Annotated in this window: 18 protein-coding genes; 8 read left to right on the top strand and 10 right to left on the bottom strand. The window is 69.8% G+C overall.

Features of this window, described 5'->3' with window-relative positions:
• The first annotated feature begins 381 nt into the window (after positions 1–381).
• The gene (locus F5X71_RS17265; protein ID WP_167462924.1) at positions 382–3,648 is read left to right on the top strand and encodes an AfsR/SARP family transcriptional regulator; all 3,267 of its coding nucleotides are present in this window, start codon (positions 382–384) and stop codon (positions 3,646–3,648) included.
• A gap of 163 nt (positions 3,649–3,811) precedes the next feature.
• Here F5X71_RS17265 and F5X71_RS17260 read toward each other — a convergent pair whose 3' ends face one another.
• Genes F5X71_RS17260 through F5X71_RS17245 form a run of 4 tightly spaced genes read right to left on the bottom strand, consistent with a single transcriptional unit; the run spans position 3,812 to position 8,302 of the window.
• Positions 3,812–4,891: an SDR family oxidoreductase gene (locus F5X71_RS17260; protein ID WP_167462923.1), complete on the bottom strand. Its 1,080-nt coding sequence runs from the start codon at positions 4,889–4,891 to the stop codon at positions 3,812–3,814.
• Positions 4,891–6,285: a condensation domain-containing protein gene (locus F5X71_RS17255; RefSeq protein ID WP_167462921.1), complete on the bottom strand. Its 1,395-nt coding sequence runs from the start codon at positions 6,283–6,285 to the stop codon at positions 4,891–4,893. The genes F5X71_RS17260 and F5X71_RS17255 overlap by 1 nt, the downstream gene beginning before the upstream one ends.
• Positions 6,282–7,487 carry a M20 family metallopeptidase gene (locus tag F5X71_RS17250; protein ID WP_167462918.1) on the bottom strand — a complete coding sequence of 402 codons (1,206 nt, stop codon included), beginning with the start codon at positions 7,485–7,487 and terminating at the stop codon, positions 6,282–6,284. Before F5X71_RS17250 ends, F5X71_RS17255 begins: the two co-directional genes overlap by 4 nt.
• A gap of 56 nt (positions 7,488–7,543) precedes the next feature.
• The gene (locus tag F5X71_RS17245) at positions 7,544–8,302 is read right to left on the bottom strand and encodes a class I SAM-dependent methyltransferase (protein ID WP_167462916.1); all 759 of its coding nucleotides are present in this window, start codon (positions 8,300–8,302) and stop codon (positions 7,544–7,546) included.
• A gap of 254 nt (positions 8,303–8,556) precedes the next feature.
• On the opposite strand from F5X71_RS17245, the gene F5X71_RS17240 reads away from it, so the two are divergent.
• The 7 genes from F5X71_RS17240 to F5X71_RS17210 are packed head-to-tail and all read left to right on the top strand — an operon-like array spanning position 8,557 to position 16,445.
• On the top strand, positions 8,557–9,750 hold the full coding sequence (locus F5X71_RS17240; RefSeq protein ID WP_167462914.1) for an iron-containing alcohol dehydrogenase: 1,194 nt from the start codon (positions 8,557–8,559) through the stop codon (positions 9,748–9,750).
• Complete coding sequence (locus tag F5X71_RS17235; protein ID WP_167462912.1) at positions 9,740–11,062, top strand: histidine kinase; 1,323 nt, start codon at positions 9,740–9,742, stop codon at positions 11,060–11,062. Before F5X71_RS17240 ends, F5X71_RS17235 begins: the two co-directional genes overlap by 11 nt.
• Before the next feature lie 31 nt (positions 11,063–11,093).
• Positions 11,094–12,104 (top strand): NAD(P)-dependent oxidoreductase, encoded by a 1,011-nt coding sequence (locus F5X71_RS17230; protein WP_167462910.1) that lies wholly within the window; start codon positions 11,094–11,096, stop codon positions 12,102–12,104.
• Between the two features lie 50 nt (positions 12,105–12,154).
• On the top strand, positions 12,155–13,081 hold the full coding sequence (locus F5X71_RS17225; RefSeq protein WP_238815938.1) for an isocitrate lyase/phosphoenolpyruvate mutase family protein: 927 nt from the start codon (positions 12,155–12,157) through the stop codon (positions 13,079–13,081).
• On the top strand, positions 13,078–14,229 hold the full coding sequence (gene aepY, locus F5X71_RS17220) for a phosphonopyruvate decarboxylase (RefSeq protein ID WP_167462908.1): 1,152 nt from the start codon (positions 13,078–13,080) through the stop codon (positions 14,227–14,229). The genes F5X71_RS17225 and aepY overlap by 4 nt, the downstream gene beginning before the upstream one ends.
• A complete protein-coding gene (locus F5X71_RS17215) occupies positions 14,219–15,610 on the top strand; it encodes an aldehyde dehydrogenase family protein (protein ID WP_167462906.1) in 1,392 nt (463 codons plus the stop codon). Before aepY ends, F5X71_RS17215 begins: the two co-directional genes overlap by 11 nt.
• Positions 15,611–15,641: 31 nt before the next feature.
• Complete coding sequence (locus F5X71_RS17210) at positions 15,642–16,445, top strand: SDR family NAD(P)-dependent oxidoreductase (RefSeq protein ID WP_167462904.1); 804 nt, start codon at positions 15,642–15,644, stop codon at positions 16,443–16,445.
• 1 nt (position 16,446) lies between these two features.
• Here the strand turns inward: F5X71_RS17210 and F5X71_RS17205 are convergent, their stop codons facing one another.
• The 6 genes from F5X71_RS17205 to F5X71_RS17180 are packed head-to-tail and all read right to left on the bottom strand — an operon-like array spanning position 16,447 to position 22,306.
• Positions 16,447–16,662, bottom strand: coding sequence for a phosphopantetheine-binding protein (locus tag F5X71_RS17205; RefSeq protein WP_167462903.1), 216 nt, complete (start codon positions 16,660–16,662; stop codon positions 16,447–16,449).
• A gap of 8 nt (positions 16,663–16,670) precedes the next feature.
• Entirely contained in the window at positions 16,671–18,110 is a 1,440-nt protein-coding gene (locus tag F5X71_RS17200; protein WP_167462901.1) for a class I adenylate-forming enzyme family protein, read from the bottom strand.
• Positions 18,107–19,429 (bottom strand): aminotransferase class III-fold pyridoxal phosphate-dependent enzyme, encoded by a 1,323-nt coding sequence (locus F5X71_RS17195; protein ID WP_167462899.1) that lies wholly within the window; start codon positions 19,427–19,429, stop codon positions 18,107–18,109. Before F5X71_RS17195 ends, F5X71_RS17200 begins: the two co-directional genes overlap by 4 nt.
• Before the next feature lie 32 nt (positions 19,430–19,461).
• Entirely contained in the window at positions 19,462–20,214 is a 753-nt protein-coding gene (locus F5X71_RS17190; RefSeq protein ID WP_167462897.1) for an ABC transporter permease, read from the bottom strand.
• Positions 20,211–21,161 carry an ABC transporter ATP-binding protein gene (locus tag F5X71_RS17185; RefSeq protein WP_167462895.1) on the bottom strand — a complete coding sequence of 317 codons (951 nt, stop codon included), beginning with the start codon at positions 21,159–21,161 and terminating at the stop codon, positions 20,211–20,213. The genes F5X71_RS17190 and F5X71_RS17185 overlap by 4 nt, the downstream gene beginning before the upstream one ends.
• A complete protein-coding gene (locus tag F5X71_RS17180; protein WP_167462894.1) occupies positions 21,158–22,306 on the bottom strand; it encodes a serine hydrolase domain-containing protein in 1,149 nt (382 codons plus the stop codon). Before F5X71_RS17180 ends, F5X71_RS17185 begins: the two co-directional genes overlap by 4 nt.
• Positions 22,307–22,334 lie beyond the last annotated feature (28 nt).

The raw sequence follows: 22,334 nt of genomic DNA, 5'->3' as shown, positions 1-22,334 counted from the left end.
AGCGAACTCCCTCACCTGTCAGGACACGCGCGCGTCGCCCACACCGAATCCCCGTGGGCGGCAACCGCGTCCGGAACCCGCGCGGGCAGGCCGGTACGGCGGCTCAACTGGTGCACTGCCTGGCCGATCCACCTAGTGGACGCTCGACCATAACTGGATGCGCGATCGCGAGGTCGCCGGCCTGCCGGTCGCCCCGCGCGTCGATGCCCCCGAATCCTGGTGCAGCACACTCGATCAGGATGTCCCTGCCTGCGTAACTGGCGCTGTACTAGTGCATAAATGACTGGTCAAACTGGTAACTATCCCCGCGTTCCCGCGCTGGGCAGAGCCGACGCCGCCTATGCTCTGCGCTGGCAGCACATGGTTCAGGAGGGCTTGTCCATGGCTCGAACTCAGATCAGATATGGGGTGCTCGGCTCGTTCACGGCATGGCGGGATGACCGTGAAATCGAGCTGGGCCCGGCGAAACAACAGGCAGTGCTCGCAGCGCTGATGCTGGAGATGAACCGGCCGGTAACGGTGAACGCGATCATCGACGGGGTGTGGGGTGAACACCCGCCCGGTGACGCGCGCAACGGTGTGCAGACCTACGTCAGCAGGCTGCGGCGCGCACTGGCGCCGCGGCGCAAGGTCGCCGAGCCCGCGCTGGTGTGGTCCGAGACGGGGTACGTCCTACACGGCGACCCCACGCTCTCCGATCACGTCGCGTTCGACCGGCTGCTCGCGACCGCGGAACGGTGCAGGCGCGACAGCGACCTGACCGCGGCCGCCGCGCACACCGACGCGGCGCTGGCGCTGTGGCGCGGCGAGCCGTTCAGCGGACTGGCCGGTCCGATCATCGAGGGCGAGCGCCGCAGGCTCCAGGAGCGCTATCTCACCGCGCTCGAGCACCGGGCCGGGATCAAGATCGCCCTCGGCCACCACGCCGAGGCGGTCGCCGAGCTCGCCCCGCTGGTCACGGCCTACCCGCTGCAGGAGCGGTTCCGCACGCTGCTCATGCTCGGCCTGTATCACTGCGGCCGCCAGGCCGAGGCGCTGCTGGTCTTCCAGGACGCGCAGCGCAGGCTCGCCGAGGAGATCGGCATCGAGCCGGGCCGGGAACTGCGCGAACTGCATCGGCGCATCCTGCGCGACGAGATCGAACCGCCGCCCGCGGGCGCCGCCGAGCTCGGCGGCGCGGACCAGGACGCGCCGCGCCCGGCCCCGCCCGGCGACGGACCGCCCACGCCCGCCGACCTCGGCGCCGTGCTGGAGCCACGGCCGGAGACGCTGCCGAGCCGCAACCAGTTACCCGGCGACATCGCTGATTTCACCGGCCGCACCGACGAGATGAACCGGTTGCTCGCCGATCTGCCGCCCAAGGCGGGCCGCCCGACGGTGTTGATCGAGGCGATCGACGGCATGGCGGGCGTCGGCAAGACGACACTGGCGATCCACGCGGCGCATCAACTCGGCAGCCGCTATCCCGATGCCCAGCTCTACATCGATCTGCACGGACACGCGGCCGAGAGCGCGCCGGTCGAACCGATGGTGGCGCTGGATCGGCTGTTGCGCGCGGTCGGCGTGCCGAGCGAATCGATTCCCCCTGATCTCGACGCCCGAGCCGCCCTGTGGCGCACCGAGATCGCGTCGCGGTCGGCGTTGCTGGTCTTCGACAATGTCGCCGACGCCGATCAGGTCCGGCCGCTGCTGCCGGGCACCCCGAGCTGTCTGGTGCTGATCACCAGCAGGCGCAGACTGGTGGACCTCGAGGTCTCCCAGACCTTGTCGCTGGACGTGCTCGCGCCGGAGGACGCCAAGGCCCTGTTCGCCGCCATCGTCGACGACGACCGGGTCACGACCGAGCCCGACGCGGTCGAGGAGACCGTGCGCCTGTGCGGCTACCTGCCGCTGGCCATCCGCATCGCGGCGGGGCGGCTACGCGCCCGGCCGGTCTGGCCGATCGACCGGATCGCCGAGCGGCTCCGACATCCGAGCCACCGCCTCGAACACCTCGCGGCCGGCTCGCGCAGCGTGGCCGCCGCACTCACCGCGAGCTTCCAGGACCTGCCGCCCGAGCAACAGCGGGTCTTCCGCCTGCTCGGCCTGCACCCCGGCCGCGACTTCGACACCTACGCCACCGCCGCGCTCGCCGACATCGGCACGTGTGCCGCCGAGCAGATCCTCGAGGCGCTCGTCGACGTGCACCTACTGGAACAGGTTGTCTCCGAACGCTACCGGTTCCACAACCTGGTGCGCGACTATGCCGCGACCCTGGAACAACCCGCCAACGACGACGGTGCCGCACTGACCCGGCTTTTCGATTACTACCGCTACGCCGCCTGGCGAGTCGGCACCGAGATCCTGCCCGATCGCACGAGCCGCATCACCGACCTGCCCAAGCCGAACACGCCGCTGCCCGGTCTGGACAGTCACCACGAGTGCGTCTCGTGGCTGCACACCGAGCGACTCAACCTGCTCGCCGTGGCGCGGGAGGCGACCCGGGCGCGCTGGTCCGACTACAACCGCCTGTTCTCCGAAATCCTGTGGTGGCCTTACGTCACCGGGTTGCGCTGCTCCGACGACGCCATCACGATGCACTTCGACGCGGTCGAGGTGGCCAGGCACAACGGTGAGCAGGCCGAGGAATGCCGGCTGCTGGTGAACCTCGGCTACACGCTATGGCGGATGCGCCACTGTCAGCAGGCGTTGGTGGTGCTCGACGACGCGGTACGGCTCGCGCACGGCATGCGCGACTACTCCAACGCCGCACGGGCCATGCACCACAGCGGCCTGGTCTACTTCCGCATGGCCCGCTACCGCGACGCGCTCATGGGTTACCACCAGTGCCTGTTGCTGTCGCGCCTGATCGGTGACCGATTCCTGGAAGGCTATGCGCTACAGGGGCTCGGTCAGGTCCACGAGCGGATGGGCTACGTCGACGACGCGTTCGACTATCTGCGCCAGGCCGTCACGATCTCCGACGACACCGGCGATCCATATCTGCGGTCCTGTGCCCTGATGCGGCTCAGCGACACGGCGGTGCGGGTCGGGCGCTACGACGACGCGCTGGCGCATCTGAGTGCGGCCGAGCAGTCGCTGGCCGCGATCTCCTCGAAAACCCTGTTCCACAATTATCTTTCGATCCGGACCGGCACCGTCTACACGCACCTGGAGAAGTACGAGCCCGCGCTGGACAGCTTCCACGCCGCGTTGGCGCGCGCCGAGCGCAACAACGACCTGATCCTCAAGTGCTGCACGCATCTGGGGATCGGTGACGTGCACCGCCGCCGCGGGCACCGCCGGGAAGCGCTGGCCCATTACGAACGGGCGCTGCACATCGCGTGCGCGTCCGGCTCACCCTACGAGGAGGTGCTCGCCTACGACGCGATCGCGACCGTGAACTACTGCTCGGCGCATTTCTCGGTGGCCCGCCAGCATTGGAAGGACGCGCTGGCGATCGCGGTCGGCCTCGGCATCCCGGAAGCCCGGCGCATCGCCGAGCATGTCGCCGGCATCGACTCGACCTTCCTGGCCGGGCGGGCGACCAGGGCCGCGGACTCGCGTTCGGCGGAGTTCCGCAGAGCCGCGGACCTGATCCGGGGCGAACTCACCGCGGCGCGGCGGACCTCGGCGATGGCGATGATGGCCGATCCGAAGGCGCTGTAACGGAATCGGCCGGCTGGTCGGCCAGATCGCGCAGCGGCACCAGCTCGACCGAACGCCCGCTTCCCTTCGGGTGCGGATCATCCATAGCCACGGCGCGGTACTGACCACAATCCCGTCCTCGCAGACCGCGGCCCGACCGCCGCGCCGAATCAACTCGACGACGTTACTTCAGGTACCAGGTGACCAGGCGCTCGAGCAGGTCGAGGTCGCACACCGGCGCGGACACGCCGAGCGCCGACTCCAGGTTGCGCCGGTCGAATTCGATCCGCTCCATCAGATACTTTCCGGTGTAGGCCATGCGTGCGGCCACGGCCCGGTCCAGCGTGGTGTGTTCGGTCTCGCCCCACTGTTCGGGCTGTACCGGTCGCAGCGTCATCCCCAATCCGTGGCCGATGATGCGGATGGCGTCCTCGGCCGAGACGCCGACCCGATCGGTCAGGTTCACGATCGGCGGCAGGTCGCCGACCTCGGCCAGTCCCAGCAACCATTCGACGCAGGTGTCGATGGGCACCAGGTTGAGCGTCGCCCCGGCCGCGACCTGCACCGCCGCGGTCCCGCCGGGAAAGCGGCGGGCCACCCGCTTCATGTTCGACATGAAGTTGTAGATGCCGAAGTCCGAGGTGGTGTGCGCGGTCTTCGACGAACCGACCACCTGCCCGAGCCGCAGCACCGCGCCCTCGACCCCGTGCGTGCGCATGTAGTCCCGGAAGACCAGCTCACCGGCGCATTTCGTCGCCTCGTATACGGTCCGGAACCGGCTGCGGTCGGCAGCGGGTTGCCATGTCTCCTCGGTCGGGGCGTCCGAGATACCACCGACATAGGCGGTGCTGATCAGAAAGAATCGCGATCCCGGCCTGCTGTGCGCGGTGAACAGTCGCAATGCCCGTTCCGTGCCGCGCACATTCACCTGCTCGAGCAACGCGGGCCGGTTCGGGGACAGATCGACCGCCGCGGCGAAATGCCAGAAATCGCACGGTTCGGCGAAGATCGCCGCGGCGGTGAAATCGTCGATGCCCAGATATTCCTCGGCCAATTCGCAGTCGTAGGTCTCGACCAGCGCGCTGCCGGGCGGCGGCCCGTCCGCCTCGTTCATGGTCGCCGCGGCGAGCGCCTCGGCCACCCTGGTGCGCGCGCCGCGGGCGAGCGCCTTCACCGGGACGCCGCGCTCGAGCAACGCACAGATCGTATTGCTCGCGACGTACCCGTTCGCGCCGTCGACGACCGCTACCCGCGTCTGTCCCATCAGATGCTCCATCCATTGCCGCCGAAGTGCCCGTCGACGATGCGGGTCAGGTGCCGCAACGTGACCTCGGAATCCTGGGCGGCCGCCAGACAGACGCCGAGCACGGACGCGCACATCGAGGCGGCCAGGCGGTCGTTCCACAAGCGTTGTGCCGCATTGAAAGTCATCGACATCGCCGCATCGGACCCCTTGACGGTGAGCAAACCATCGATCGGGAGCACATTGCCCACCGCGGTGTGCCGCACCGCGTATTCCGCGGCGACGCAGTCGGGCCCGAACAGCGCCGTCCCGGTCGGCGTCTTCGGCACGTTCAGCATCTGCACCGGGAACAGCGCGCTGCCCGGGTCGACGAGGGAGACCGAGAGATCCTGGCAGAGCTCGAGCACCTCGATGAACGGGTACCACTGGAATCGATAGGCGGACAGGCTGTTCCGCTTGAACGAGGCGACAAGGTCGGCGAAGGTCTGCTCCGGCGACCAGCTGAACCTGATCACGAACGGGTTGAACAGCATCGCCACCGACTCGCGCAGGCGGGGGTCGCGGCGGCCGTGGCCGAAGGTCGGCATCAGATACGCGGCGCATCCGCACAGGTGACCGAGGACGAAACCGTAGGCCGCGGCGAGCACCATGAACGGCGTCGCCCGCAAACGCGCGGCCATGGTGCGCAACCGCGCGGTCTGCGCGGTCGTCAGGGCGCGATCGCCGCGACTGGTGACCGCGGGCTGGTCCGATGCCACCTCCGCATTCTTCGCCGATATCTGCAGAACTTCCAGCGCGCCAAGGTATTCCGGCCAGAACCCCCGGGCCGCGGCCGCCTCCTGCGACTCCAGCGCGGCCAATTCGTCGAGCACCAGCTGCCGATAGCCCACCGGGGGCGGCGCGGGGTCCGGTGCCGACCCGTCGGCCGCGCGGTAGTACCGTCCGATATCGCGTTTGAGCACCTCCAGCGACCAGGCGTCGGCCACGCTGTGATGCACCGTGACCTGGAGCAACCTTCGATCCCGCGGCGGGTCTTCCAGGAGCAGGGCGCGCAGCAACGGCGCACGCGCGAGATCGAAGGGTGTGTTGTTGTGCTCGACCAGCAGCGCTGCCACCTCCGCCGCGGCCATCGGCAGCGCGAGCACGGTGATCTCCGGCACCGCGTCGGCGCAGATGACCTGCTCGGACATGCCGCGCCCCCGGACAAGCGCGGTGCGCAGCGCCTCGTGCCGCTCGACCGTGCGGGTGAGCGCGTCGAACAGCCGCCGCCGGTCCAGCGGCCCGTCGACGGTGAGCCGGAACGCGATGTTGAAGGCCGCCGCCGCGCCGCCGGGACGGATGGACTCCAGGAAATCCAAGAGATGCTGTCCCGGGGTCAGAGGCAGCCTGGTCCCGCCCGCCGCCGCGGTGCTCACGAGACCGGGCCGCCGCGCAGGAATTCCTGTGCCGCAACCGCATACGTCAACGCATAGCGCTTGAGGTCGCGCACCTCGACGTATTCGTCGGCCATGTGCGCGATCCACTTGCCGCCCGGTCCGTACACGGCGCTCGCGACGCCGGACCGGCAGGTGAGGATAGTACCGTCGGTGGTACCGGGGACGGCCCCCAGTTCCGGCCGGACCCCGTTGACTATTTCGTGCGCGCGGACCAGCGCAGTGACCAACGGTGAGTCCGGATCGGTCTCGACCCACGGGCGATCGTCGATCACCGTGACCGCCGCGCCGATCCCGCACCCGCGCGCCGCGGTGTCGACGCACTCGCCGATGTTCTTCAGCAGCGTCTCGTGATCCACGCCCGGCACCGTGCGCACATCGAGGAACATCGAGCTGACGGCGGGAATCGTGTTGAGCTGATCGGTGGTTCCCGCGCGCACCACCGTCGGGGTGATCGATGGCGCGCCGAGCGGCGGCCGGGAACCGACCTCCTGTACCAGCCTGTCCGCCAGCGCCTCCAGGCCGAGCAGCGCACGGGCCATGGCGGGCAACGTGTTCCGGCCCTGCCACGGCATCGCGCCGTGGCTCATCACGCCGGTGAAGTCGACCCGCAGCCGAATCGCGCCCTTCGAAACCGGGCACACCTCGTCGCCCTCCGGCTCACAGCACACGACCCCGTCCACATCGCGGACGAAGCCTTGGGCCACAGCCGCTTTCGCCCCCGACATCATCCCCTCCTCGTCGGCGAGCAGCAGCAGGCGGATCCGGCCGGGAAACGGCCCGCACCGCTGCAAGGCCCTGGTGCCGTACAGCATTGCCGCGACACCGGATTTCATGTCGGCGGAACCGCGGCCGTAGAGCTTGCCGTCGCGGATCTCCCCGCCGTAGGGATCGACGCTCCATTGGCGGCGGTCCCCCTCGGCGACCACGTCCATGTGCCCCTCGAAGGCGAGGGTCGGTCCGGGACCGCCGCCCCCGGACAGTGTCACCGCGATGTTGGGGCGTCCGTCCGCGTCGAACAGCTCCGGTTGCCAACCCCATTCACCGATCTTGGCGAGCAGGAAGTCCGCGACCGCGCGCTCGCCCCGGCCCGGCTCGTTCACCGAATGAGTGCGGACCAGATCTCGGGTGAACTCGATGAGTTCCGGCTCGTCGATTGCGGCATCCAGTGCGGCGATGTCCACGGGGACCCCCAGGTATCAGTGTGTTTCATGCTAGGACGTTGCCGGGTGTTCCCGTGTTACAACGCATTGCTGCGATCGGCCCTGATCCACGACATCGCCTGCCGGAGACCGACGACCACACCGTCGTCACGGACGAAGCCGCTGCCGAACTCGACCTCGCCCGCCGGCCCGAGCGCGGCAAGGCGCCGCCGGATCTCCGCGGCCGCCACCTGGTCGGTGCCACCGTCTTCGAGCCACTGGTCCAGCGGGCGCAAGCTGCTGGTGCGATGGCATTCCACGACCTCGAGCGCGTTACCGCGCAGGAGTTCGACGAGTTCTTCCTCAGTAAGTGTCGACGAGTGTCCGGGATCGCGCATCCGCTGGATCTCCTCGACCCGCTCGTGGAGTTCACCGGTGTACCCGGTCACGTTGTCCGCGACCACCACATGACCGCCGGGACGCACCACCCGCGCCATCTCGGCCACCGCGAGTTCGGGCCGCTTGATGTGGTGCAGCGCCCGCGTGCACGTGACGAGATCGAACGCGCCGTCGGCGAACGGCAGCTCCTCGACCAGGCCGACGACCAGTTGCACCGAGTCCACACCGGACGCGCGCGCCTGCCGCAGCATGGCCGCCGACGAGTCCACGCCGACGATGCGTTTGCGCACACCCGATTTCGCGACAACGGCGGCCGCCGCCGCGGTTCCGGTGGCCACGTCGAGCACGTGCTCGACGCCGAGCGGGCGAATGATTTCCGCGAGTAACTCGCCGTCCAAACGACGCGCCTGTCCGCCGGCATACGACTGCGCGATTTCGGCGAACCTGGACTGGTTCAAGGAAACTTGGTCGCGGTAATCCGCGCCCGTCACGGTTCGGCGCCGGATATGTTCGCGAGATCCCATGGCACCGGCCTCCGGAAGTTCGTGCACCGCTGGGAAGTTCATGCACGACTGGTGAAACAAACGAGCTCTGATATTAACCGAGCCTAGGGTACCGTGTTATTCAACCTGAGGACTTCGTCCGTTAACCGGGGGGATGATGGGGATTTCCCGTCACTGGGATCTCTTCGTTTGCTGGAGGCAGGTGGTCGATGAACGCCGCCGATATTCGGGTCGGCACCGTGCTGCTGGACTCGCCTCGCACCCTCGTGGGCGAACGCGCCGCCGACGTCGCCCCGCAGGTGGTGCGCGCGGCAGCACCGACCACCGCACCGCGCGTGATCCTGGTCGCGGGCAGCGGTTTCGAGCACCGTGTCTGGGCCGATCCGTTGCTCGCCGCGTTCCGGGGTTTCCCGCTGCGCACCGTCGTGCACGCCGGGCTGCCGACACCCGAGTCCGTGGCGCGGCTGGCCCGCGAGATCCGGGCCCATCGCGCCGACGTGGTCGTCACGGTCGGCGGCGGCAGCGTGATGGACGCGGGCAAAGCGGCCGCGGCACTGTCGATCACCGATCCGACCCCCGACGCGGTGGTCCTTGCCTGCGCCCGCGAGACCGACGCGCCCGGTGCGCCACCGGTCGTCGCCTTGCCGACGACACCAGGGACCGGTGCCGAGGCAACACCGTTCGCCACCATCTGGCACCGCGCGCGGGGCCGCAAGTTGTCCCTGCGCGGTGCCGCGCTGCGGCCGGTGGCCGCCGTGCTCGATCCGGACCTGCTGCTCGGGCTGCCCGCGCCCACGCTGCTCAGCTGCCTGCTCGACACCCTCGCGCAGGGGATCGAGGGCGCGTGGTCGATCCGCGCCGACGCGCGATCGCAGGAGCTGGGCGCGGCCGCGTGGGCTCAGCTCGCCGAGGTGCTCGAGCAGCGCGACGGTGACCTGAGCGCGGCGCACCGTCGCGCGGCGCTGCTCGCCGGGCACCTCGCCGGCCGTGCCATCGCGATCGCGGGAACCACTGTGTGCCATGCGATGTCGTATCCGCTCACCTTGCACTACGGCCTCGCGCACGGGCACGCCTGCGGACTCACGCTCGCCGCGGTGCTGCGCTACAACGCCGCGGTGGGCGCGGACTGCGCCGACCCGCGCGGCCCCGGCCGGGTGCGCGCGGCGATCGCCGAGGTGGTGCGGTCCGCGGGCGCCGACAGCGTCGAGGAGCTGGCCGCGAAGGTGCAGGCGCTGGTGCGTTCGCCCGCGCTGCCACCCGCACCACGACTACGCCATGAAGCGAGCCGGATCGCCACCGAGGCGCTCGCCTACGACCGCGCGGGCAACAATCCGCGCCACGTGGACGTGGCGGCCCTGACCCAGCTGTTGGCCGGGAGTGCGGAGAGAGATCATGCTCGTTGACAACTACAAGGTCATGCACTGGCTCAACATTCGAAAGGTGACGACCGGCCAGATCGCGGGCGCACTCGGAATCGAGCACGCGCGACTCACCGGATTGCTCGCGCCCGACGGCGCCTGCGAATGGCCCGATGACATTGTCGCCACGCTGACCCGCACCCTCGAGATCACACCTGGACAACTCGTCGCCGGCGGACGCCGCGACCTCACCGTACTGATCCGCACCGCGCGACAACTCCGCGACACCTGCCGTCCCATTCAGCGCGACGGCATCCATTTCTACAACTACTACACAATGGCGGCGCCGCCGGGCGCGGTCGCACCGGTCGTGCTCGATATCCTCTGCCCCGCGGGCCGATTACCCGCGTTGAACAATGGGCACCTGGAACCCGCCATCACGATCAACCTCGGGCCGGGCGATATCCACGGCCGCTGGGGTACCGAACTCGACGAGGCGACGTGGCAGGTGATCGTCGCCAATACCGACGCCGACAACTGGATCGTCGGCGATTCCTATGTCGAACCGTCCTACTGCCCGCATACCTACTCTCTCGCGGGCAGCGAACCGGCCCGCATCGTGTCCTACACCGGCCAGTCGCCGTTGGCGGGACTGCTGGAAGAGGTCAACGACTGGTCCGATCCCGCCGCACGGGAGCTGCTCACCTGGCTCGACGGCGGCGTGTGTCCGCACGACGTGGCCGAGTTGCTGTTCGCCCGCCGGGGCCACACCGTCGAATCGGCGGGAACCACCCTTGGTGTGTCGGCGGCGGCGGTGCGCGCGGCGATCGATGACGGCGCGGTCGAGCTGCTGCGCGAGCTGGGCACGACGCTCGGATTCGACTATCGGCTGCTGATCCGGCCCGCCGCCAGACACGACGCGGTCGGCAAGACCTTCAAGGACATCGCCGAATGCCGTAAGGAGACAAGGGAGTTCCGTGGTTACACGGTCACCTCGCTGGCCGCGGCGCCGCATCTGCCCGACCTCACCGGGCTCTACCTGCGCATCGAGGGCGCCTCGGGTGCGGCGCTGCGTGAGCCCGCCGAGACGCACTACCTGGTGACCGCGGGAACGCCGACGCTGCACTGGGTCCGGGCCGACGGGCAGCAGACCGAGGCCGAACTGGAACCCGACGCATCGGTCTGGGTCGCACCGTTCGTCACGCACCGCTGGTCGGGCAGCGGCGCGCTGATCAAGCTGGGTTCGGGCCGCCATCTCGGCTACCTCGACCTGTTCGAGCTGACCAATACCTACGCCGCGGGGGCCACGGTGCGCCGCGGGCATCGAGACCATCGCGGCTGGGGCTACGACTCCTGAACACCGCGGCACGTCAGCACGGGAGGCAAGAGTGCGCGTCGTCTATACCGATCCGGCCTGGGCACTGAACGAGCAGGGCGTACCCGACCTGGCCCGCGCGGATATCGAGCGCGCCGCGCTCGGGCGCGAAATCGAATTGCGGTTAGGGCTTTTCGACGGACGGTACGTGCTGTCGGGGCCCGAATTCCACGAGCACGTGCGCGGCGCCGACGCCCTGGTGATCTACCGTTGCCAGGTCACGCCCGCGCTGCTCGCCGCTGTGGGACCGAACTGCCGAGTGATCGCGCGCAGCGGGGTCGGCATCGACAACCTCAATGCCCCGCTGCTGGCAGGCACCGGCATCGTCTCGTTCAACGTGCCCGACTACTGCGTGGACGAGGTCAGCACGCACACCCTCGCCTTGCTCCTGGCACTGGAACGCAAGGTGTGCACGCAGGACCGGCTCGTCAAGGCGCGGCAGTGGAACATCCACGCGGGCGGCGTGCCGCGGCGGGTGTCGACGTGCACGGCGGGCATCATCGGGTTCGGCCGCATCGGCCGGGCCACCGCCCGCAAACTCCAGGCGTTCTATCAGACTGTCATCGCGTACGACCCCTATGTGTCGGCCGACCTGATGGCGGGCTACGGCGTCACCGCGGTCTCCGCACCGGCCGAATTGTTCGGTGCCGCAGACGCGGTCGTCGTGCACGCGGCCTTGACCGAGGAGACCGACCGGCTCGTCGACGCGGCCGCGCTCGCGGCGGTCCGGCCCGGCGCACTGCTGGTCAACACGGCCCGTGGCCGGCTCGTCGACCTCACGGCCGTGCTCGCGGCACTCGACGACAACCGTCTCGGCGGCTTCGCCTCCGACGTCTTCACACCCGAGGATCCGAACGACGATCCGACCGCCCGAAAGCTGTTGCCCAGGCCGGATGTGGTGGTCTCGGCGCACCGCGCGTTCCTGTCGGTCGAGTCCGAACGCAGCTGCCGGCGCCGGATCGCCGAGGGGGTCGCCCAGGTGCTGGCCGGTGGCCCCGCGCCCATCGCCGGCCGGGTGACCTGATCCGTGTCCGCCACCACGAATTCCGATCCCGAGTGCGAGAGGCATTGCGCGTGAGAGAGAACCTGCCCGTCCAAATGGGTGCGCCGGCAAGGTGTTACGCCGGTCTGCGGTTGCGCGAGCTGCTCGCCGGACCCGAACCGTCCTTCCTGATGGGAGCGCACGATGGACTCAGCGCGCGGATCGCGGCCGAAGCCGGATTCGCCGGGATCTGGGCGTCGGGCCTGTGCATGTCGACCGCGCTCGGCGCCCGGGACAGCGACGAGGTGTCCTGGGGCGAAATGCTCGATCTGGTCGCCAGGGTCGTCGACGCGGGCGCGATCCCGGTGCTGGTCGACGCCGACACCGGCTACGGCAACTTCAATACCGCCCGCCGCTTCGCCGCCCGCGCCGAGCGGGTCGGCGCTGCGGGAATGTGCATGGAGGACAAGGTCTTTCCGAAGATGAACTCCTACTTCGGCGACCGGCACCCGCTGGCGCCGATCGGCGACATGTGCGCCAAGATCGCGGCCTGCCGGGACAAGGTCGATCCCGGATTCGTGCTCGTCGCCCGCACCGAGGCACTCATCGCGGGCGTGGGCACCGCCGAGGCGCTGCGCCGCGCGGATGCCTACCGCCAGGCCGGTGCCGACGCCATCTTCATCCACTCCCGCAGGCGCACCATCGACGAGATCGCCGAGTTCACCACCGAGTGGGCGGGCCGGCTGCCGCTGGTGATCGCGCCGACCACCTATCACACCGTATCCAGGCAGACCTTCGCCGAACTCGGTATCGCGGCGGTGATCTGGGCCAACCAGTCGATGCGCGCCTCGGTCGCCGCGATGCGGCAGGTGTGCCGTTCGCTGCTGCGCGACGGCCCAAGCGCGGTAGAGCCGGACATCGCCTCGCTCCAGGAGTTGTTCGGCCTCATGGGATATCCGGAATTGGAGGCGGACGAGGCGCACTACACCGCGCTGGCGAAGAAGTGGGTGGATTCGTGATCGATGCCGACGATCTACTCGGCGGATTGATCGCGCGCGGCGTGGCGGACGTCGTCGGGGTGCCGTGCTCCTACCTGACCCCGATGATCAACCGGGTGGCGTCCGGCTCGGCCGCGGGATACCTGCCGGTGACCCACGAGGGCGAGGCCGTCGCGATCGCGGCGGGCAGTTGGCTGGCGGGCGTCACCGCCTGCGTGATGGCGCAGAACTCGGGCCTCGGCAACATGGTCAACCCGCTGACCTCGCTCACCCATCCGAGCCGGATACCGGTACCGCTGCTGGTCAGTTGGCGCGGCGCGCCGGGCTGCCCGGACGAGCCGCAGCACGAACTGATGGGCGCGATCACGCCCGGCCTGCTGGAACTGATGCGGGTTGGCCATGCGGTGCTTCCCGCCGACGTCGAAGGTCTCGCCGGGTGCCTGAACACCGGCTGGGCCGAAATGTCGCGCACCGAACAGCCTTTCGCGTTCATCCTGCGCGACGGCGTGGTGGCGGACGAACCGCTCAGCGAGCCACCCTTGCCGTCCCCGACGCCGCCCGCGGTGACCCGGTCGCGACGCGAACGGGCGGCGCCGACGCGGATGGCGGCGTTGGAGACGCTGCTCGGCACGCTGCCCGACACCGCGGCCGTCCTCTCGACCACCGGCAAGACCAGCCGCGAGCTCTACACCCTGGCCGATCGGCCGCAGCACTTCTATCTGGTCGGCGCGATGGGCTCGGCGAGCGCCGTCGGGCTCGGCGTCGCGCGCCACACCAGCAGGGCGGTCGTCGTGCTCGACGGGGACGGCGCCGCGCTGATGCGGTTGGGCACCTTCGCGACGGTCGGCGCGCACGCCACGCCCAATCTCGTCCATGTGCTGCTGGACAACGGCGTGCACGACTCGACCGGCGGACAGCAGAGCCTCGCCGCGCAGATCGACTTCCCCGCGGTGGCGCGTGCGTGCGGCTATGCGCGCGTGTACGACTGCGCCGCGCTCGACGAGGTCGCTGACGCTGTCACAGCCACCTTGACCGACGCGGGCCCGGCGTTGATCTACCTGCGCATTCAACCCGGCTCCCTCGCCCGGCTCGGCCGCCCCGCGGTCGGACCGGCGGACGTGGCGCGACGATTCCAAGCCTTCGTGACGGGAGACGATCATGTTTCGTAATGGCGTGCTCGAACCGGCGACCGAGCAACTGCCGGTGCGCAATCCCTGGTCCGGCGCGGAGGTCGGACTCGTCGCCCGCGACAGCGTGGCGCAGCTCGACGCCGCGGTGCGCGGCGTGCGCGCCGCGTGGCGTCCGCTGCCGCCGGACCGGCGGGCCGATATCCTGCGCGCCGCGGCCCGGCTGACCCGCGCACGCGCCGCCGAGCTCGCGCCGTTGATCGCCCGCGAATCGGGCGTCTGCCTCGCCGAGACGACGCGCGAAACCGACCGTGCCGCAACAAATCTCGCGGTCGCGGCGGACGAGGCGGAGCGGCTGCGCGGGGAAAGCATCCCAATACCAGGACATGATCGCCTGGCGCTCACCATGTTCGAGCCGATCGGCGTCGTCGCGGCCATCACCCCGTTCAACCGGCCGTTGAACCAGGTGGTCGTGAAGGTCGCGCCCGCCGTCGCGGCGGGCTGCGCGGTGGTGCTGAAGCCGTCGGAGAAGACACCGCTCACCGCACTGACTTTCGCCGAGATCATGCTCGAGGCCGGGTTGCCGCCCGAGCACCTGGTCGTCACCACCGGCGCGCCCGGCGAGCTCGGCCCGGCACTGGCCGGGCACCCGGACATCGACATGGTCACCTTCACCGGTTCGGCGCGGACCGGCCGGGCGGTGTCTGCGGCCACCGCGGGCAAGAAACTGCTGCTGGAGCTGGGCGGCAACGATCCGTTGATCGTCCTGCCCGACGCCGATCTCGACCTGGCCGTGCAGTTGACCGCGCAGGGCGCGTTCGCCACCGCGGGACAGTCCTGTCGCGGCATCAAACGCGTGATCGCGGTGGACGGGGTGGCCGACGAACTGGTCGCGCGGTTGGTCACGGCCGCGCAGCGCAAACGGGTGGGTGACCCGCTCGATCCCGCCACCGAGATCGGCCCGCTCATCGACGCGGCCGCCGCGGACACGGTGCGCGGGCGCATCACCGCGGCGGTCGCCGCGAACGCGAAACTGCTGCTCGGCGGCGAGCAGCGGGGCGCGCTGATCACGCCCGCGGTGCTCGATCAGGTGCCCGCCGATGCCGAACTCGTCGTCGAGGAGACCTTCGGACCGGTCGCGCCGGTGATCCGGGTCGCCGATCTCGCCGAGGCGATCAGCGTGGCGAACTCGACCAGCTATGGCCTGCAGGCCGGCGTGGTCACCGCCGACGCGGCCGCCTTCACCGCGCTCGCGGCCGCGCTGCGGGTCGGCGCGGTGAATCTCAACGCGGGCCCGCATTTCGATTCCCCGCACATCCCGTTCGGCGGCGTGAAGTCCAGCGGACTCGGCCGCGAGGGCATCCCCTATGCCATCAGGGAGATGAGCACCGTCAAAACGGTCACCCTGCCCTACCCCCGGTAACCCCTCGCTCGCACCACGTTAGGACGCAACGATGACCGCGCAACCGGATGTCGATCCCGCGACGCTCGACTACCGAGCACTCTTCCGGCTCGACGGCAGACGCGCCGCGGTGATCGGCGCGGGCAGCGGCATCGGACGCGAGTCGGCGCTCGCCCTTGCCGCGCTCGGCGCCGAGGTGGTGTGCCTCGACATCGACAGCGACCACGCCGAAGCGACCGCGGCGCTGGCGGGCGCCCCCGCTCGCGCGCGTCGCTTGGACGCGCGCGACCCGGACGCCGTCGCCGCGGCCGCCGCCGAGCTGCCCGACCTCGACGTGCTCGTCTTCACCACCGGACGAAACGTGCGCAAGCGCCTGTTCGACTATGCGACAGACGAATTCGACGCCGTACTGGATCTCAATCTGCGGGCCGCCTTCCATCTGATCCGCGCCTTCGGCAAGGGCATGGTCGACCGTGGGGGCGGCTCGATCATCGGCATGTCGTCGATTCGGGCGGTCACCGTCGAACCAGGACAGGCCGTGTACGCAGCGACGAAGGCCGCGCTGGTGCAGCTGATCCGCGGCGCCGCCGCGGAATTCGGCCCGGCCGGGGTGCGGGTGAACGCGATCGCGCCCGGTGTCGTACGCACCCCGCTGACCGACTCGATCTTCGCCGAGCCTCGGTGGCGCGCGGCGTACGCGTCCAAGAGCGCGCTCGGCCGCTGGGCCGAGGCGAGCGAAATCGCCGGGGCCGTGGCATTTCTCGCGGCGGACGCGTCGAGCTTCGTCACCGGGACGATGCTCTACGTCGACGGCGGCTGGACCGCGGTGGACGGCCGCTACGATCCGCCGTGCTGACTCACAGCACCCGCACCGCCTCGTGCACGAACGTGCCCATGTCCGGCGCCTCGAACAGCAGGTGCATCGGCACCTCGGCGTCGAATTCCGCGCGCAACGCGGTCATCAACTCCCCCGCGAGCAGCGAGTCACCGCCGAGCTCATAGAAATTCGCGGCCGGTGCGGTGTATCCGGCACCGCACACCCGGCCGACCACGGCCCACACCCGTTGCTCCACACCGTCTCCTAGCCGTTCTTGCGCAATTTGCCCGCGGCGCTGCGGCGCACGTCGGCCACGATCGTGATCGTCCGGGGCAGTTGCGCTCTGGTCAGCTCGGTACGGCAGGCCCGCCACAGCTCGGCCAGCACCTCGGCGCTGTCGCCCGCGCGCAGACTGACCTCGGCCCGTACCACCTCGCCGAGCCGCGCGTCGGGCAGCGCGCGCACCCGGACATCGCGAACGGCCGCGTGGCGCTCCAGGACCCGTTCGACGTCGCGGGGAAACACCTGCACGCCGCCGACATTGATGGCGTCGTCGCGGCGACCGACCAGGGTCACGTAGCCCTCGGCATCCTGCCACGCGAGATCGCCGACGCTGAAATAGCCGTCCGCCTCGGCCAATTCCGGCCCGGTGCCCAGATAGGTCGGTTGCCCGGCGTCGGCGTCGGTCATGAACAGTTCGCCGGTCGTCCCTGCGGCCACCGGCCGACGCTGTTCGTCGAGGATGCGCACCGAGCAGCGTCGCGGGCGTCCGACCGACCCGGGGTGCGCCAGCCACTCGTCGCCACGGATGCTGAGCACGCCGATCCGCTCGACGCTGCCGTACTCCTCGTACACCGCGCTCGGCTCGACCAGTGCCAGCCAGCCGCGTTTCACCGACTCGGGGCAGCGCGCCGCGGTGTGCACGACCAGCCGCAGCGAGGCGAACCAATGCGACTCCCGCGCACTGGCTTCCAACAGCGTGCCCATCTGCGCGGGTACCGTGCGCACGACCTGCACGCACTCTGATCGCAGCAGTTCCAGGTACAACTTGGGCGAGGCATTGCCGGGGAGCACGATCCGGTGCCCAAGGGCCAGTCCGTGGTACAGCGCGCCGAATCCCGCGTGGTACAGGGGAAGCCCGACGAGCTGGGTCTGCCCGTAGTCCATTCCCCTGGCGCTCTCCTCGGCAGTGAGCGGTCCGGCGGCGTCGTAGGCCCAGGGCCGGTTGCGCACGAGCAGTTTCGGGACGCCCGTCGTTCCACCCGACATCGACACCGACCTGGGTAGCCCATCCGCCGGTAGGTGCGGCGGTGCGACCGCGCGCCGGTGGTGCGCCACCAGGTCGAGGCCGGCGCCCTCGACCACCCACCCGCGCGGATAGCGCGCCACGATGGCCGCTCTGGTCGCCGCCGACCACCGGTGATCCACCGGCAGGACTACGGCACCGATATCCCAGAGCGCCAGCGTGGCCACGACATGACCGATGCCCGGCGGCAACGCCACCGCCACGACCGCACCCTCCCGAATACCGACCTTACGGTACTTTTCCGCGTGTTCGTGGGTTCGCTGCACCAACTCGTGCCAGCTGATGTCCGCACTGGTGCCCGTGGTGAAGCCGCGCACGCTCACCGCGCACGCCGCGGGCCGCTGCGCCGCCGTCTTCTCGATGAGCTCACCGATCGATACGCGTCCGACCACGCTCATGCCTCGGTGACGTATTCGTCCGCGATGCAGAGTGCCTCGTCCAGCAACGCCATCCCCTCCCGGATCTCGTCCGCCTCGATCACCAACGGCGGGCACACCAGGATGATGTTCCAGTGGGTGAGCAGGTACAGGCCCTTGCGGAAGGCCGCGGCGGTCAGCCGGGTCATCGGTTCGGCCGCGACGGCATCGGGGTTGAACGGAACCAGCGGCTGCTTCGTCACCCGGTCACGCACCAGCTCGATCCCCCAGAAGCAGCCGGTGCCACGGACATCCCCGACCGAGGGATGCTGCGCCAGCGCCCGCAGTTGCGCCTCGATGAGCACACCGAGCCGGTCCGCGCGCTCGACGAGGCGTTCCTTCTGATACACGCCGAGCACGGCGACCGCCGCCGCGCAGCCGACCGGGTGAGCACTGTGGGTGAGCCCGTATGGAAAGGTGGACTCCTGCAACCAGTCCGACAATCGGTCGCTCACGGCGACGGCGGCCAGCGGTATGTATCCGGCGGTGAGCCCCTTCGCACAGGTGATCATGTCGGGCACGACATCCCACCGGTCGCACGCGAACCATGTTCCGGTGCGGCCGAATCCGGTCATCACCTCGTCGAGGATGAGCATGATGCCGTGCTCGGTGCACACCTCGCGGATGGCGCGCAGATAGCCCTCGGGCGGCATGATCACGCCGTTGATGCCGGTGATCGGCTCGATGATCACCGCGGCAACGTTCTGCGCACCCTCGTACTCGAGCAGTTCCCGCAAGTGCGGCGCACCCGAGCACACGGGACACGGCGTGGGATGACCGGCCGGGCAGCGGTAGGTGTAGGGGTCGAGCATGCGCACCACGCCGGGCATACCCGGTTCCCCGACCCAGCGGCGGGGCTCACCGGTCAGCGACAGCGCGCCCGCGGTGCTGCCGTGATAGGACCGGTAGCGCGCGATCACCTTGCTACGGCCGGTGTAGGCCCTGGCCAGGCGGATCGCCGCCTCGTTCGCCTCCGTGCCGCTGCAGGCGAAGAAGAACGAGTTGAGATCGCCCGGGGTCACCTCGGCGAGCCGATGCGCCAGTTCCTCGACGATCTCCACATCCCAGGGGCGGCCGAGCGTGGCCATGGTGGCCACCTGCTTCTGCACGGCCTCCTGCACCTCGGTACGGCCGTGTCCCAGATTGGCGTTCACCAGCTGCGAGCCGAAGTCCAGATACGACCGCCCGGCGGCGTCGAAGAACCGGCAGCCGTCGCCGCCGACGATGCGCGGCGGCGCTTCCCCGCCCTGTCGTGTCCATGACTGGATCACCCGTCCCCTGGGAGCGGTTGTCTCTTCCATTTCCTGCCACCTCCGGTTACCTGCGGCCACGTTCAGCGAATGGCCACGCGACGCGCACTGCCCGGGTCGAAGGCCAGTGTCGCGATGACGGACAAGACACCGGCCCAGCCGAGCAGCACCAGCAGGTGCGGCACGATGCTCGTCAATTCCCCCTGGTGCGCCAGCACCTCCCGCATTCCGTCCACCGCCCAGTACTGCGGGGTCAGCGGCGCGAGGGGGCGATTCCACCCCGGCAGCAATCCCACCGGGACCACCGCGCCGCCGATCACGCCCATGCCGAGCACCACCAGCTGGCAAAGGTTCTGCATGGCCGAGACGTTGCGGGTGAGCGCGACGAGCACCAGGCCGAGGGCGATCGCGGTCCACGCGATGGACAGGATCAGGACGGTGAGGGCGAGCAGCGATCCGTTGACCGTCGCGCCGAACAGCACCCGGCCGGTGCCGATCAGCAGTACCATCTGCGCCGCCGACAGCAGAAAGTACGGCATGGCCAGCTGCACCACCATCGTGGTGCGGGACAATCCGCTGGTGCGCACGGAACTCCATGCGCCGCAGGCATGTTCGCGATAGTGCGCGGTGCCCATGAACATCATGACGTAGAAGCCGAACATGATGGTGAAGCCCGGCACCGTCTGATCCGCCCCGGTGCCGTCGCTCAGGTGCGAGAAGGCGTCGCTCAGCAGCGCCTGCATCAACAGCGGTGCCGCGAAGAGGAAGACGAACAGGGTGGGGTCGTGCCGCCACGTCGCCGCTTCCTTGCGCAGGAAGGCCCAGGTGATCGTCATCGCGCCGCCGCTGCGGGATGTCGCTCGATCGCCTGCAGGAACGCGTTTTCCAGCGACACCGGCACCGCGCGCACGTCCTTGACGGGCAGGTTGCTCGCGCCGAGCACCCGCACCACGGTCGCCACCTGTTCGGCTTCTTCGGCACCCACTCGAATCCGCCTGCCGTGCAGCATGATCCGCGCCTCCGGTAACGCCTCGCGGAGCAGCCTCGTCACGGCGTCGGTGTGGTCGCTGACGATCTCGCAGTACGGGCTGCCGTACTCGGCGACGAAACTCTTCACGTCGGCGGTGGCGAGCACCTTGCCCGCGTCGAGCACCGCGACACGGTCGCAGAGACTTTCGGCCTCGTCCAGATGGTGGGTCGTGTAGAGCAGCGTCGAGCCCTCCCCGCGCAGTTCCCGCAGCAGGTGATGGATGGCCTGCCGGGAGTCGATGTCGACGCCGGTGCTCGGTTCGTCCAGCACCATCAGCGGCGGCGCGTGCACGATGCCCATGCCGATCGACAGGCGGCGGCGTTCGCCGCCGGACAGGTGCGCGCCGCCGCGATCGGCGATGTGCCCGAGCCCCAGTCGCTCCATCACCTCTGCCGCCCTGCGCCCGGCGGCGGCGCCCGACATCCCGCGCACGATCGCGGAGAAGCGCAGGTTCTGCCGCACGGTCATCGGCAGGTACACCGTATTGTCCTGTGGGACATAGCCGATTCGCCGGCGCACCCGTCTGCCGTGCCTGCGCACGTCGGTGCCGAAGACCTCCACCTTTCCAGCCGTCGGCTTGACCAGCCCACAGATGATGTCCAGTGCGGTGGTCTTGCCCGCGCCATTGCGGCCGAGCAGACCGAAGATCTCACCGCGCCCGACGGCAAGACTCACCTCGTCCAGGGCGAGGAATGAGCCGTACTTTTTGCGTAGGCCGCTAACCTGGACGATCGGCGCTTCGGTGGTGGTCACGTCCATGCCTCGGCCTGCCGGGTGACGATCTCGCGCACCAGATCCCGATAGTGCACCGCACGCCCGTAGCACTGGGTCATCAGCACCGCGCCCGCGCCGCTGGGCAGGTCGTAGACGAAGCTGGTCGCGGCGCGCCCCAGCCAGCCGACGGTGTGCGCGCTCGGATCCGCTGCGGCCCAGGCCGGATCGCTGCTCGGCACGTGCAGCCCGTAGGAGAATCCGTAGCCTTTCCCGGGGATGTAGTCGGGTCCGGTACCGGCCAACGCACCGATCTGGTCGACGAACAACGCGCGGGTGCACGGCCCGAGCGCCGGGATCGACAGCCCGCCCTCCTGATCCGGAGTGATCGCGCAGAGCAGCGTGGCGAAATCCGCGGCCGTGGCGTATCCGCCGGAACCGGCCGACAGCCAACCGGGCCGATCCTTGTGCGTCACCAGTCCTTTCGGGGTGGCGGGCGCTTGCGCGAACGGCTGCGCGACACGGTCGTGGTCGGCGGCGGCGACGCGGAAACCGGTGTCGCGCAGGCCGAGCGGGCGACAGACCCGCCGCTCGACGATCTCGTCCAGCGTGCTGCCGTCCGCGATCTCGAGTACCCGCCCGAGCACATCCATCGCCATGCCGTACTCCCACACCGTGCCAGGGTCGGCGGCCAGCGGCTGGCGGGCCAGGTTCGCCACCACGTCGTCCAGGGTGTGCCTCGCGGCGGTGTGCTCGTATTTCCGCACGCCCGCTCGCGCGTAATACGACGCCAGGTGCGCCGAGGTGTGGAATCCGCCGCCGATCCCCGCGCTCTGTCGCAGGAGATCTGCCAGCGTCGGCGGACGTTTCGGCGCGCGCGGCGTGCCGTCGACGAGCACCTGGATATCGGCGAAGCCCGGCAGCCACGCCGCCACCGGATCGCGCAGCCGTAGTCGATGCTCGGCGGCCATCGTCAGGGCGGCCAGGGCGGTGAAGACCTTTGTCATGGAATAGATGCGGAATATCGCGTCCTCGCGCATCGGCCGCCCGCGGTCCGGGTCGAGATGCCCGACGGCGCGCACGTCGCGCACCGTCCCATGCCGGGTCACCGCGATGACCGCACCGGGCAGCCTGCGCGCCTCGACCTCCGCCGATACGGCCGCCCAGAGTTCCGCCATCATGTCCATCGTCGCCTCCCGCGCCCCTGACCCCCTG

Source organism: Nocardia brasiliensis (genome assembly GCF_011801125.1).
Lineage (GTDB): Bacteria > Actinomycetota > Actinomycetes > Mycobacteriales > Mycobacteriaceae > Nocardia > Nocardia brasiliensis_C.
This window is presented reverse-complemented; position numbering and strand designations above follow the sequence as displayed.

Coding starts and splice junctions, on each gene's coding strand:
- F5X71_RS17265 (WP_167462924.1), top strand. CDS start 382: ATGGCTCGAACTCAGATCAGATATGGGGTGCTCGGCTCGTTCACGGCA.
- F5X71_RS17260 (WP_167462923.1), bottom strand. CDS start 4,891: ATGGGACAGACGCGGGTAGCGGTCGTCGACGGCGCGAACGGGTACGTC.
- F5X71_RS17240 (WP_167462914.1), top strand. CDS start 8,557: ATGAACGCCGCCGATATTCGGGTCGGCACCGTGCTGCTGGACTCGCCT.
- F5X71_RS17235 (WP_167462912.1), top strand. CDS start 9,740: ATGCTCGTTGACAACTACAAGGTCATGCACTGGCTCAACATTCGAAAG.
- F5X71_RS17215 (WP_167462906.1), top strand. CDS start 14,219: ATGTTTCGTAATGGCGTGCTCGAACCGGCGACCGAGCAACTGCCGGTG.
- F5X71_RS17210 (WP_167462904.1), top strand. CDS start 15,642: ATGACCGCGCAACCGGATGTCGATCCCGCGACGCTCGACTACCGAGCA.
- F5X71_RS17200 (WP_167462901.1), bottom strand. CDS start 18,110: ATGAGCGTGGTCGGACGCGTATCGATCGGTGAGCTCATCGAGAAGACG.
- F5X71_RS17195 (WP_167462899.1), bottom strand. CDS start 19,429: ATGGAAGAGACAACCGCTCCCAGGGGACGGGTGATCCAGTCATGGACA.
- F5X71_RS17190 (WP_167462897.1), bottom strand. CDS start 20,214: ATGACGATCACCTGGGCCTTCCTGCGCAAGGAAGCGGCGACGTGGCGG.
- F5X71_RS17180 (WP_167462894.1), bottom strand. CDS start 22,306: ATGGACATGATGGCGGAACTCTGGGCGGCCGTATCGGCGGAGGTCGAG.